Source organism: Paenibacillus sp. JNU01, assembly GCF_059130585.1.
Map to the genome: position 1 here is coordinate 476,460 of NZ_CP169723.1, position 13,497 is coordinate 489,956.

Sequence of the window (13,497 nt, forward strand, 5' to 3'; positions counted from 1 at the left end):
TACATGCGCAGGAGAAGACGAAAGAACATAAACTCCGGTTTCTCCTCGCATGATGAACAGCATAGGAAAGGAGCAGGTTCACCGTGGAGAAACCTAATGTCTCCCTTAACTCGATGCCGCCAGCCTCGAATCCGAAGGGAACCAGAGCACATTCATTCTTCAAACGTCTTGTGCAACAACGAACACTTGCCTCGATGTGTATACCTTTTGTCATCTGGGCTTTTATCTTCAAGTACCTGCCGTTATGGGGATGGACCATGGCTTTTCAGAATTTCAAACCGGCGAGATCCTTCTCGGATCAGCAGTGGGTAGGCTGGCAGCATTTTAGTACGTTATTTGAAGACAATACCTTCTACCGGGTGCTGCGCAACACACTTGTCATGAGTTCCATTAAACTGGTATTGGGATTTGTGACAGCAATTACACTGGCCCTCTTGTTGAATGAACTGAAAAATGTCATATTTAAACGCTTTGTGCAAACCGTTAGTTATCTGCCTCACTTTATCTCGTGGGTTGTTGCCTCCAGCATTGTATTAACCGTACTGTCACCAGACGGAATTATCAACCTGCTCCTGATGAAGCTTCACCTGATTGATAGTCCGGTACTATGGATGGGAAAAGGTGAATACTTCTGGGGTATTCTTGGGGCAACCGAGGTGTGGAAGGATGTCGGGTGGAACACTATTATCTATCTGGCAGCGATTACGGCAATTGATCCAGCGCAATATGAAGCTGCCGAGATCGATGGAGCCAGTCGCTTCAAACGGATGTTATATATCACGCTGCCTGGTTTGAAACCGGTTATTGTGATCTTGTTGATCATGAACATGGGAAGTATTCTGGAATCCGGATTCGAGCCGCAATATCTGCTAGGTAACGGGATGAACATGGATTATTCGGAGAATCTGGACATCTTTGTACTGAAATATGGATTAGGGATGGGGAACTTTTCCTTGGGTACAGCAGCCGGCATATTCAAAACTGTGGTCAGTTTTGTCTTCCTTTTCTCTGCGAACTATATAGCGAAAAAAATGGGAGAGAGCAGACTATTCTAAAAGGAGGCCTATACCATGCGAAAAGGAAACACATCCCGCTTGCGGAATAGCAGCACCGGGGATCGAGCGTTTGACACCATTAACATGATCTTCATGGTATGTCTGATGATTGTGACGATCTATCCCTTTGTTAATATGATTGCGGTATCCTTCAATAATGCGAACGATGCCATTCGGGGGGGAATATATCTATGGCCCCGTGTATGGACACTGGACAATTACAAATACATTTTTGGCGAATCCGATATCTATCACGCAACGCTGATCTCTGCCCTGCGTACGGTCATTGGAACCGTGGTCTCCGTCTTCTGTACAGCCATGCTTGCTTATACGGTTAGTCGTCAGGAATTTGTGCTTCGTAAGTTCGTTACAATGTTTTTTGTGTTCACCATGTACTTCAGCGGGGGCTTGATCCCCGGTTATCTGCTGATTCGAGACCTTGGATTGATCGGTTCTTTCTGGGTGTATATCATTCCGGGTGTAATCGGTGTATTCAATATGATCGTCATCCGTTCTTTTATTGAAGGTCTTCCGGAAGGCATTCTGGAGTCAGCCCGTATAGATGGGGCAGGGGAGTTCACGACATTTATCCGTGTTGTCCTGCCACTAACGATTCCCGCAATGGCAACCGTATCACTCTTTGTAGCCGTTGGGCAATGGAATTCCTGGTTCGATGTATTCCTCTACAACTCTTCCAATAAAGAATTAAGCACGTTGCAATACGAATTAATGAAGATTCTGCAAACTTCAACGACCTCAGCGACTTCATCAGCAAGTGATGCTTATCAGTCTGCCGAGAGCAATGCAACGGCGGTTACGCCAACATCAATTCGAGCGACGATGACCATTATTGCGAGTGTTCCTATTCTGATGGTGTATCCGTTCTTGCAGAAATACTTTGTACAGGGCATGACGATTGGTGGCGTGAAGGGATAGTCATGATCTGCATATCATTTCATTGAATTATGTCAACGCAACAAACGATACCGTATTAGCGTCTATTCATCCATAGAATAACAACAGGAGTGAAACAAATGCATGTAAAATGGATGACGATGATTGGTGCCGTCCTCGGATCTGTGCTTATAGGGGTGGGGACGGCAGCTGCGGAAGAAAATTTTGTTGATCTTAAGTATTCAAAGTGGGCAGAGGATGGCATCACGTATATGGCGAAACGGGGAACAGTAGCCGGATACGGTAATGGGATCTTCAAGCCTGAGGCACTTGTGACACGGGCACAAGCCGTCACTTTTATGGTACGGGAGCTTTATCCAGATCAGCTTCAGAGAGTAGTGGATGGCACAACCTATTCGGATGTTCCAACGATACACCCTTTCCATCGAGAAATCATGATAGCTGCTAAAAATGGACTTGCGAGTGGTTTCCCTAACGGAACCTTCCGTCCGGATGCACCGCTTAGCCGCGCAGAGACTGCGGCCTTCCTTACAAGGGCATATTCACTCTCGGAAGGTAAGAAGCCTGCAAAATGGACCGATACGGACAAGCATTGGGCGGCAGCGCCTATTCTTATTATGAGTTCCAACGGCTTGGTCGGTGGTTATTCGGATGCCACTTTCCGTCCAAATCAAGCTGTCACGCGCGCTGAATATGCCGTATTCATGGCGAGAGTCATTCGCTTCGAACGCGAAGCAGCCATTCGGGCGCAAGATTGGGATAAGCTGATATCTTATATGACGGTAAGTGAGCAAGTGGGTCAGATGCTTATGCCCGATGTTAGGCAATGGAATGGTAAAGCGACGACGAGCGTTAATGAGGGGCTGAAACGCAGTATCCATGATCAAGACTTGGGCGGACTTATTCTTTTTGACAAAAATATTGTTGACGCAAGGCAGCTTACAACGTTCACACATGATATGCAAAGAGAAGCAGGTGACATTCCGCTATTTCTTAGTATCGACCAAGAAGGTGGTGTGATTAAGCGAATACCAGGCGGTACGAATCTGCCAGGTCAGATGGCGTTGGGCGCAACTGGAGATGCAGCGCTTGCCGAAGCGGCTGGTCAGCTGACTGGGGAGGAACTGAAGGCACTGGGAATTCAGATTAACTTTGCGCCAGTGCTGGATATCAACAGTAATCCGGATAACCCCATCATTGGTATACGCTCGTTTGGCTCGGAGCCAGATTTGGTAACGCGGCTAGGTCTCGCAACGATAAAGGGCTTGCAGCAATCCGGGGTGATGGCGGCAGTGAAGCATTTTCCGGGTCACGGAGATACGCAGGTAGACTCCCATCTCGGAATGCCTGTACTAACTCATCATCGCGAGCGATTGGATGCGGTAGAATTAAAACCATTTCGAGCTGCGATTGAAAACGGGGTAGAGATGATTATGACCGCGCATATTGCTTTTCCTGCCATCGATAACGAACATGTCACTTCACTCAAAGACGGTGAACGTGTGCCGATTCCAGCTACCTTATCGAAAAAAGTACTGACAGGACTTCTTCGCGAAGAACTGGGATATAAAGGTCTCATCATTTCCGATGCATTCACCATGAATGCCATTGCGGAGCATTTTGGGGAGAATACATCGGTAGAACGTGCCGTTTCCGCAGGTGTTGATATCATCCTTATGCCAAAAGATTCAGCAGCGGCCCATCAAACGCTGGTGAATGCGGTGAACAATGGAACGATCAAGGATGAAACTATACACGCATCTGTGAAACGAATCCTGGAGATGAAAGCGAAATATGGTTTGTTTGAACGTAACCAGACTCTTGCGCAAAAGCTAACTCAGCTTAACGGTATTATTGGATCGAAGGAGCATCGAGCGGTGGAGCAGAAAATCGCAGAACGTGCGGTCACCGTACTCAGCAGCCGCGAAGGTATGCTTCCAGATCAAATTCAGCAAGGCGATCGGGTTGTTATTGTCGCAGCCGAGCAGGATCAGGCGAATCAGCTTGAAAAACAACTGTTGCAAGCTGCTAATAACCTGTCGTTAAAGACTGAAATTGCACTTGTTGGACAAGGCAAAATGAATGAAACGCTCCAGGCGATTGGCAAAGCGAATTATGTCATTCTTGCTTCTTACCAATTCCGGAATGTAGCCAGCCAGTTCGGATGGAGCGATTATCAAACCTTGATTAATGCAGTGAACAAGAGTAATCTGCGATATACGCTGTTGTCATTGGGTAACCCTTACGAGATGATCTATCTTCAGAACGTGCGCTCAGGGCTTGCAGTGTATGGAAAGCAGGAGCCAAATACGTCTGCCGGGATTAAAGTTTTACTTGGTCAATTGAAACCTGGAGGACAGTTGCCCGTTCAAACGGATTAAAGGTCAATCAATGTAGAGAAAATGAAGAAAAAAGACGGATCCCAGCATACGGAATCCGTCTTTTTATTTTAAACTAAACGTTGATTTCACCGATTCATCTACCACGCCATCACTCGGATATTTCTTCGCTGCAAACAAATTGGAGCAGCATCTTCACAAATTGCTCCGTCATCCGCATATCCAATGCATGATCATGAGCAGCACGAATCGTTACCATACGTTGGAGCATGGCCATCATCGTGGTGAAGATAAACTGAGCCAGATCGAGCGGAGGGGACGGATTCTTAATACTGCCGTCAACAACACCTTGGGATAAAGCGCCCATCAGGAAATGATTTTCTTTCCCATTCTGGTTGAATCGATCGTATGTTTCTCTTAATTCAGGACTAAAATCATACATCTCATAGTTGATATCAAATAATTGAATAAACCGGATGTAGTCTGGATGATCCTGGGCATAAACAACCCATGCATTCAACATCACCGTGAGTTGTTCTCGCCCGTTCATGTCCTTCACCGATGTAAGGCTAACCTCATCCGTTAAATGTTCAATCAGTTGCATCTGAATGGCCAGAAGAAGCTCATCCATAGACTGAAAATGTTTATAAAATGTCACTCTGCTAAGTTCAGCTTTCGTACATACATCCTTAATCTTCACTTGCAGCAATCCATATTTCAAAAAAAGCTCCTTACCTGCTGCAATCAAATCATCACGATGTTTATTTCCCAATTGTTGATGCCAGTTTTCATTCACTTGTATACCGTTGTCCTTTCTTCGAACGAAATGCGTTCAAGGTAAGTCCGAGAGAAGCGAGCAGCATAATTGCACCAAAAATATACGGGAAGTTTATGTTTTTGTCAAACAATAGTCCTGCGATCAGCGGACCAATCACCGTCCCGAGACTGGAGAATGTCGTATTCAGACCCGATGCATAGCCTTGCCGATCTCCTGCATTTTTGGATATTAACGTGCTGAGTGAAGGCCGCAAAAACGAGTTAAAGGCAAAGAATAACGCAGAAGCGAATAACAGAAAGGTCAGGTTTACTTTAATTAACATTAATAATAAAGCGATGGGCGTAATAATTAGGGAAAGACGGATTAGCTTAATTTCACCGATTCGCTGTACGAACCAATCCAAAAGCCAGATTTGCACAACGATACCGATAATTGCGCCCAAGGTAATAATGATGGAGATCGTTGCAGCGTTGAATCCGTATTTTTGTTCTGCAAAAAGCGCGAATACGGTCTCATAACTCATGAGGCCAAAGGTCATGACGAGCAGCACAATCAAGTATTTAAAATACGGTACTTTAAATGAACTCCAGATTTTCTTACCCAAGTGATCTCCCTTTTGAAGTCGGATGGAGACGGTTCTTTTTTCCGGGGGAAGTGTCTCAGGCAGTAGCAACGTCATCAGTGCAGCAACAAGTCCCAGACCAGCAGCGAAGAAATAAGGCATACGAATCCCCATCTCGGCGATGAGACCACCCAGACCAGGCCCGAGCACCATTCCCAAATTCATGGCTGCACCAAAATAACCCATGCCTTTCGCGCGGGTCTCAGGCGTTGTGATATCCGCGACATAAGCGAGATTCGCAGGAACCATTAAACCAAGACTGATTCCCCCGATAATTCGTGCGACATACAAGAGAGGCAGAGCGGTTGAAAGTGCAAAGATCACATCCGAGACAACGGAAAGAAACATGCCGGCCATGATCAACTTTTTACGTCCAAAGCGGTCAGATAATTTTCCTCCCAGTGGTGAAAAGAAGAATTGAGCTGCCCCGAAGGCTGCCACTAGAAATCCGGCGACGGTACCTCCCGCATGAAAGAGCTTCAAGTACTCCGGCAAAATGGGAATAAGCATCCCTTGCCCCAATAAAGCGATAAACAGATTTAACATCAGAATGAATAGTGGAAAGCGAATTGATTTTGGTAATGTACTCATGCTTGTCGTAAGCTCCTTCATTAACATTGTGTTAACCTTTACAGTATGTAAACCATTTTAAATGATTCGAATGAGATATGTAAATGTAAATCTTTTTTAGGTGAGTAGAGCTATAATTAAATTCATATGGAGGTGGAAACGCGTGAATTTGGAGGAACTGTTTACGGTACATGTGAACATCGAGAAATCATTTGATTTACAGAATAGCGAAGGTAATTCAGTTGTCATGATTACTTTTACAGGTCGTGTAACCGGAAAGTACTTTGAGGGAATAGTGCTGGATGGAGGCGTGGATACTCAGATTATTGGGAAGAATGGTGACCCGCATACGCTATCGGCAAGATACATGCTTCAAGGGACAGATCACACAGGAGATAGCTGCAAAATTTATATCGAAAACAACGGAAACATCGATAAAACGCTGAACACTGCTTTATTTCGGACTTCTCCCAAAATGATTACGGACAGTAAAGCCTTATCCTTTTTGAACCATGAGACATTTGTGGGAGAGGGTTATCCAACGGAGTCAGGAGTAGATATAAAAATATATAGGACACATTGATACACGGAACAGAGGAAAACTGTTTTATTCGTGTGCCGCGGATAAATCACATGCTGTTATGAAGAGATAGAGTCGCTAAGGAGCGGCTCTTTTTTTCGTTATGCGATTTTATGTCCATCTTTATATGTATTCCTTTACATTTATTTAACAAAGGGTGGATACAGCGCAGACACTTCTCCCCTATAGTATGATGAGCGAAAATAAACCAATAATAGGCGGATTAAGGAGAAGACTAAACAATATGATGATCAAAAAAATCGGGATTTCAGTCGTATCACTCACCATGCTAACATCTGCGAGTATGTTTGACGTATATGGTGCAGGTTCCAAACGCATGATCGAAGTTGCTGAACAATCGGCTAATGTAGTCGTGAACGGACAAAGGGTGGAAGGAGAGTCTTTTCTCTACAATGGAGTTACTTACGTGCCGGCAAGAGCTGTTGGGGAGGCACTGGGACAAGACGTAGACTGGGATAACAACACCCAATCGGTGTTTGTTGGAGCAAAAATTAACGATCAGCAGGGATACCGCGGTACCAAAACGCCATACCCTTTTAAGGAAACGAGTTATACTAAAGCTCCTAATGGATATGAACCCGTATTTATTAATTACATAGGCAGACATGGTTCCAGACATCTATCCAGTTCCAAGTACGACAAGACGCTCTATGAACTGCTCGACATCGCTGAGAAGGATGGGCAGGCTACCAATCTGGGCAAAGAGCTGAAGAAGGAAATTGGTAAGCTTATGAAAGTTGAAAAAGACCATTATGGCTTGTTATCCACTACGGGTGGAGAAGAACTGAAAGGAATAGGAAGCAGAGTCGGACAGAACTTCAAAGAACTATTCACATCAGATAAAAAAGTAATCGCTCAGGCCACTTTCAAAGATCGAACGCCCCAGAGCAGAGATCAGTTTATTGATGGATTAAAGGAAAGTTTGGGAGATAACAAGGTAGACATTGTGGCTTCAGCCTTTGAAGAAGGGAAAGATCCTTATCTGCGGCCCTACGACCTGGCTACGAAGTATAACGAATACGTGGAAGATGGAGACTGGGTTAAGTTATACGAGGATTATGTCACACAGAGCACTGGAACGCGGTATGCAAAAGACGTCCTTTTGCAATTTTTCTCTGAAGACTTTTATCAGCGATTGAATTCTGGAGAGTTCGAGTTGAAGGATGAAAAAGGGAAAGTGAAACTCAGTAACCCAACGGAAGCTGCTTCTAATTTATACGAACTGTACATTATATCTTCGAATATTAAAGGAGAAGGTGATTTCGAATTCGGGCGGTATTTTACGAACAACCAGTTAAAGTGGTATGAGAGCGTTGATAATATCAATGACTTTTATGAAAAAGGTCCATCCTTAACATCCACGGATCTGCCGCAGAATATCATCGCACCCCTGGTCAAAGAATTAATCGTGTCTACCGAACAATCCATTCAGCAGAAGGACACGGCTGGTATATTTCGTTTTGCTCACGCAGAAACCATTATTCCACTATCTTCATTCCTGGATATCGCCGGAGCTAATGTGAGTATCGACCAACCGCAGGACGTGACCGAAAACTGGAATGGCTCAGTCATCTCACCGATGGGAGCAAACATCCAATGGATTTTGTATTCCAATGGTAAGGATGACCTCGTAAAGATGCTTAGAAATGAAGAAGAAATCGCCTTTCCGATCGAAACAAAGACCTACCCATACTATAAATGGGATGATGTGAAGACATATTACCAAAACAAACTGCAGAAGGTAGGCGTGGAACTGGACAGCAGTTTGGAAGATAATATTGAGCTTTTACAGAAGAAGTTCTAGTCGGGGAGAAGATATACGATTATAACAAGATAAAGATAAAGACGAAAAAGATGAAGAAAGCGACTCTCTCTCCATGGAGCTGCTTTCTTTTTTTGCATGTTAACTAAATTGGACAAATAAAAAAATTCAAAACAAAATGTGACCAAATGCCGTCCTTAGGAGTGTTAGAGGTATAAAGGAGGGCATAACAACCATGCAGCGATCAGTGCCCCAGCTGGGCGATCATGTGATGAAAGTCTACGAGACATATGCGGATACGCTGTTCCGAATTGCCATGGTGAACCTTGGCAGACGGGAAGATGCGGAGGAAGCCACTCAGGATACCTTCATCAAACTAATAGAAAAAGCCCCTACATTCAACGATGCAGAGCATCAAAAAGCATGGTTGATTCGGGTCATCACCAATCATTGCAAATCCTTATTAGGCAGAGGCTGGCGCAAACGGGAGGTCAAGCTGGAGGGTGTCGATGCTCTTACCGCGGACAACCCGGAAGATCACGCGCTGATCGAACTCGTGCTGTCACTGCCCCTCAAGTATAGATCGGTGGTTCATCTGTATTATTACGAAGATTATGCAATCCGAGAAATCAGCGAGATTCTGGAGATTAGCGAGTCAGCAGTGAAAATGAGATTAAAACGAGGAAGAGAGCTGTTAAAACTGGAGCTGGAAGGAGAGGAACTGTAATGAAGGAAGAACAATTCAAACAAGACTACAAGAAAGCGGTGAATCATATGAAAACAAACGAGCAAATGAAAAAACGGGTAGAGCAAGCTTTGAATACGCAACATCAGGGGCCAAAACGTCAACGCAAACCACTATATATCGCAGCAAGTGTCGTTATCGCTGCCAGCATTGGATTGGCTGCGCCGAGTGTGTGGCAACAATTCAATGGACCAGCCGCACCAACTCCTCAAGTGGCAGAGGTGACTCCGGGCGCGTCGTTTGATCCGATTGTGATTCCAAAGATGGAATTGCCGGATTCACAGGGTAAAGGCGCGATGGCAGATATGCTGCAATTGGTTGTGTATGGAGGAAACGTCTATACACAGTCCCCAACATTGCTTGAAGGCGCACATGCACTCAACCTGCGTGGCGAGAAGCTTGGCACAACAACTGGCGGCATCCATGAGCTGAGCGGTCAGGATAAATACACAGAACTTGCTTCCAATATTGGCGAAGCAGACATCTATGCGGTGAATGGTTATGATAAGGACTTCCGCATCATGTCTTACACTGAGATCGATGGTCAGGTGTATGCTCAACTATTCGACAAGAACAACGGAATCACCATTGGTACGGGTGCCGACCTGATTGGTAAGCTGCATCTCGAAGGTAACGTTGCCTCGGCACAATGGGAGACTTTTGATAGCTGGAACAACGGAAAGCAGCAGTTTCAGCCGTTAGCAGTGGATGAATCACTGGAAAGCTTCATCTCTGCGTTATCTGCTGCTAAACCAATTGCAACGAGTCCGGAATTGGAAGAGAATCTCTACGGCAAAGAAGATCGCAAGATCATCTATCTCACCTTGGAAGATAAAACACAGGTTCCACTGGTTCTGTTCGGTGAAGGTTTGGTTCGTTACGGTAATGTTCCTGCATTTCTCGAAGTTGAAAAAGGCGCGTTTCAATCCTTCTGGAACAGCTTGGGCGAGTAAGGAGAACACGGAGATACGATTGAATGAAGAAGAGCGAACAGGGCACGAAAGTGCTTTGTTCGCTCTTTAGATTATCGGAGGAGTTGTTTAATTAAAATTTTTGTAATACACCAAATGATCGGTCCACTCATCATTTTCGTGTATGAAACCTTTACGGACACATTCAAATTCCATACCCACGCTTTCAGCTAACTTCACAGAAGGGGTATTATCCAGATTGATATGGGCTTCTATACGGTGGAATTTCAGATGTTCAAATGCAATATGAAGAGCTGCATTCACAGCTTCCTTGCCATACCCTTTTCGCCAATACTGATTATGGAGCGTATATCCGAAGCTTCCCCATTGAAAATCATCTCTTGCCAAGGTCGCAATATCAACCATACCCAGATGTGTGCCATCTTCCTTTCTAAAGATACCAAATACATAAACGGCATCTGTACGCGCTAACTCCTGGTGTCGATCCACCAGATCATGAAACCAATCCAGTGTACATTCACTCATATCCATTTTCCCTTTATCATGGCGGTGCTGGGAGGGCAAGCGTTTTTCAAATTCATTTAACCAATTCTCATAATCGTTTTTCTGTAATGGTCTGATGACTAATCGTTCTGTCTCTGAAATATGATCAAATTTTTCTGCTTTTAATTTCAAAATGACATCTCCTTTGGATTGAATTTTTATTCATGGCATAGCATTGAAATACTCCATAACCACGCTGCGAAACTCTAAAGCGGCTTTTGAAATATACCTGTTTTTATGTGAAAGTAGAGCGATTTCCCGAACGAGTCTATGTTCCTCTACCTGAAGATATCTAATGCGTTCATGCGGGTTTCTGGCTGTGCTTGGTATAAATGCAAGACCGATCTCCGCTTCAACAAGGGCTGTTAATCGTGCAGGCTCATCACCTTCATACACATACTTCGGTACAAAACCAGCGGATTGACATGTAGAATCTACCATATCACGAACACCATAGCCTTGTTTTACCCCAACAAACGACTCGTCCTTAAGCTCGGCTAGTTGAATGCTGCTTCGTTCTGCATATCGATGACCCATAGGAACAGCGACTACGATCGGATCGTCATAAAGTATCTGACATTCGATGTCGTCACCTTGCATCGGAGGGGAGGAGAGACCAAAATCTACCTCGCCCCGATATAGAAGCCTGGACATGTTTTCTAACGAAACCATTTGTACATGAAACTGAATGTCCGGTTGATTTTTGCGAAATTCTCGTAGTATACCTGGCAAAGTACTTGCCGTAGTTACCGCCAATTGCAGTATACCCTGATCTTTGTTGGAGAGGTCAGCGATTTCCCGCTTTCCTTGTTCCAATTCAAATAGGGCTTTTTCAGTTCGCTGAAGAAATGTTCTTCCAAAGTCGTTTAGTCGCAGCTTTCTCCCGATTCGATCAAATAAGGGGACTCCCAGGTCATCCTCTAATCGTTGTATCGTTTTGCTCAGAGAGGATTGCGTAACATGCAGCTTTCCCGCAGCTTCCGTAACATGTTCGCATCGGGCCACCGTCAGGAAATATTTTAGTTGAAGAAGCTCCATTTGCACCATTCCTTCATTCCTTCTAGTTCATCAAATCATAACATACAATGCGTTGGAATAAATGAATACTTTCAAGTAAGATGACAGCAGAAGAAGGAGTGATGCACTGATGAACGTTCGAAATAAAGGATTGATGTTGGCTGTGGGACTCGGAATTATGTTGAATCCGTTGAATTCCTCCATGATTTCGGTGGCAATCTCCAGGCTACAACAAGTGTACCAACTTGGTTTTACAGCTGTTTCGTGGATCATTTTATCATTTTACATTGCCAGTGCTGTTGCTCAACCCGTCATGGGCAAGTGTAGCGATTTGTTCGGCCGCAGGAAGATCTTTCTCACGGGTCTTGTTATTGTTTTTGTATCGTCCATGCTTGCTCCGTGGTCTTCGAGCTTTTCGTGGCTCATCGTATTCCGGATCGTTCAATCGATTGGCACAAGCATGATGGTAGCCGTCGGAATGGCGATTGTAAGAATTAATGTGACTGACAAGCAAGCCACCGCATTGTCTACTTTGGCGATATTCCTCTCCGGAGCAGCTGCCATCGGGCCATTTATTGGTGGAGTATTGATACATTGGTGGGACTGGCACAGCATATTCATCGTTAATATTCCATTTGTCATGGCAAGCTTTGCGTTCGCCTGGAAAACAATTCCGAAGGACGAGTCTTCTCCATCGATCTCTAGTCACATGTCGGTTCGGCAATGGCTTGCATTAATTGATGCATCAGGCATCCTGATGTTTATGGTAGCTTTGGTGACTCTGCTCATCGGATTACTGTCAGTAAATTCTACAGGAGATATTTCTAAATGGCATCTGCTGACAGGAGGGATCGGGTTAATTACACTTGTCATGTTCATCCGGCATGAATTAAAAGCAGCCAAACCATTCATCCCTCTGCGAACGTTTGCCATATATCCCGAGATGACTTGGGTGAATGTACAATACATGCTGGTGAACATCCTGTTTTACGCACTTTTTTTTGGAGTTCCAACGTATTTGAAGCAGGTACGTCATCTCAACGAAGTTCATACAGGAATGAGCATGCTGGCTTTGGGATTATGTTCAGTCATTATTGCTCCGATCGCAGGGCGCTGGATTGACAGATCGGGATCACGGCCAGCTTTAATCGTATCAGCTTGGTTAATGACCATTGGCTCTGTACTCATCGTATTCATGAATGAAACTTCTCCAATCTTTGTTGTCATTGTTGCCTTGGCTTTATTTGGCATAAGTAACGGTCTAAACGCGGTTGGCATGCAAGCAGCTCTGTTCAAAAGCACACCCAAAGAAATGATAGGTGTTTCATCGGGGATTTTTAATACATCACGCTACCTGGGGACCATCATATCATCGTTATTGATTGGTATCGTTATGGGGGATACATTCAATGTGACAGGATTTCAGACGCTTGGAATTATCCTTACGGTATTAGCTGCATCACTGATCATCATGAGCGTACGCCGCGAGGCAGATGCGGTGAGTCCAGAGTAAATAAGCAAGCAAATAAAATAGTGAATCCACGTGCAATACCACGTTTACACCCAATGAATCAATAGCTCTATTGGGTGTATTTTTTGTTTTTCACCAAGTTGTCAG

General features: G+C 44.6%; 12 protein-coding genes. 8 read left to right on the plus strand and 4 right to left on the minus strand.

Annotation, left to right across the window (positions count from 1 at the left end):
* Positions 1-113 precede the first annotated feature (113 nt).
* The 3 genes from NLBNIHML_RS01915 to NLBNIHML_RS01925 all read left to right on the plus strand — a co-directional run bounded on the left by NLBNIHML_RS01915 (position 114) and on the right by NLBNIHML_RS01925 (position 4,351).
* Positions 114-1,055: an ABC transporter permease gene (locus NLBNIHML_RS01915; RefSeq protein ID WP_494354653.1), complete on the plus strand. Its 942-nt coding sequence runs from the start codon at positions 114-116 to the stop codon at positions 1,053-1,055.
* Positions 1,056-1,070: 15 nt separating this feature from the next.
* Complete coding sequence (locus tag NLBNIHML_RS01920; protein ID WP_215077816.1) at positions 1,071-1,991, plus strand: carbohydrate ABC transporter permease; 921 nt, start codon at positions 1,071-1,073, stop codon at positions 1,989-1,991.
* A 98-nt stretch (positions 1,992-2,089) separates the two neighbouring features.
* A complete protein-coding gene (locus tag NLBNIHML_RS01925) occupies positions 2,090-4,351 on the plus strand; it encodes a glycoside hydrolase family 3 N-terminal domain-containing protein (protein ID WP_494353622.1) in 2,262 nt (753 codons plus the stop codon).
* A gap of 109 nt (positions 4,352-4,460) precedes the next feature.
* Here the strand turns inward: NLBNIHML_RS01925 and NLBNIHML_RS01930 are convergent, their stop codons facing one another.
* Complete coding sequence (locus NLBNIHML_RS01930) at positions 4,461-5,105, minus strand: TetR/AcrR family transcriptional regulator (protein WP_339242728.1); 645 nt, start codon at positions 5,103-5,105, stop codon at positions 4,461-4,463.
* Positions 5,098-6,300 (minus strand): MFS transporter, encoded by a 1,203-nt coding sequence (locus tag NLBNIHML_RS01935; protein ID WP_339242729.1) that lies wholly within the window; start codon positions 6,298-6,300, stop codon positions 5,098-5,100. The genes NLBNIHML_RS01930 and NLBNIHML_RS01935 overlap by 8 nt, the downstream gene beginning before the upstream one ends.
* A 142-nt stretch (positions 6,301-6,442) precedes the next feature.
* Between NLBNIHML_RS01935 and NLBNIHML_RS01940 the strand changes: the two genes are divergently transcribed.
* From NLBNIHML_RS01940 to NLBNIHML_RS01955, 4 genes are all read left to right on the plus strand, one after another.
* Positions 6,443-6,862: a DUF3237 domain-containing protein gene (locus NLBNIHML_RS01940; protein WP_494353623.1), complete on the plus strand. Its 420-nt coding sequence runs from the start codon at positions 6,443-6,445 to the stop codon at positions 6,860-6,862.
* A 241-nt stretch (positions 6,863-7,103) separates the two neighbouring features.
* On the plus strand, positions 7,104-8,684 hold the full coding sequence (locus tag NLBNIHML_RS01945; RefSeq protein ID WP_494353624.1) for a histidine-type phosphatase: 1,581 nt from the start codon (positions 7,104-7,106) through the stop codon (positions 8,682-8,684).
* Positions 8,685-8,877: 193 nt separating this feature from the next.
* Positions 8,878-9,369, plus strand: a complete 492-nt coding sequence (locus NLBNIHML_RS01950; RefSeq protein ID WP_339261217.1) for an RNA polymerase sigma factor — start codon at positions 8,878-8,880, stop codon at positions 9,367-9,369.
* Entirely contained in the window at positions 9,369-10,340 is a 972-nt protein-coding gene (locus NLBNIHML_RS01955) for a hypothetical protein (RefSeq protein ID WP_494353625.1), read from the plus strand. Before NLBNIHML_RS01950 ends, NLBNIHML_RS01955 begins: the two co-directional genes overlap by 1 nt.
* Before the next feature lie 87 nt (positions 10,341-10,427).
* On the opposite strand, the gene NLBNIHML_RS01960 is transcribed toward NLBNIHML_RS01955, so the two are convergent.
* The gene (locus NLBNIHML_RS01960; RefSeq protein ID WP_494353626.1) at positions 10,428-10,994 is read right to left on the minus strand and encodes a GNAT family N-acetyltransferase; all 567 of its coding nucleotides are present in this window, start codon (positions 10,992-10,994) and stop codon (positions 10,428-10,430) included.
* Between the two features lie 30 nt (positions 10,995-11,024).
* Positions 11,025-11,900 (minus strand): LysR family transcriptional regulator, encoded by an 876-nt coding sequence (locus tag NLBNIHML_RS01965; protein ID WP_494354654.1) that lies wholly within the window; start codon positions 11,898-11,900, stop codon positions 11,025-11,027.
* Between the two features lie 109 nt (positions 11,901-12,009).
* On the opposite strand from NLBNIHML_RS01965, the gene NLBNIHML_RS01970 reads away from it, so the two are divergent.
* Positions 12,010-13,392, plus strand: a complete 1,383-nt coding sequence (locus tag NLBNIHML_RS01970; RefSeq protein WP_494353627.1) for an MFS transporter — start codon at positions 12,010-12,012, stop codon at positions 13,390-13,392.
* Positions 13,393-13,497: the final 105 nt, after the last annotated feature.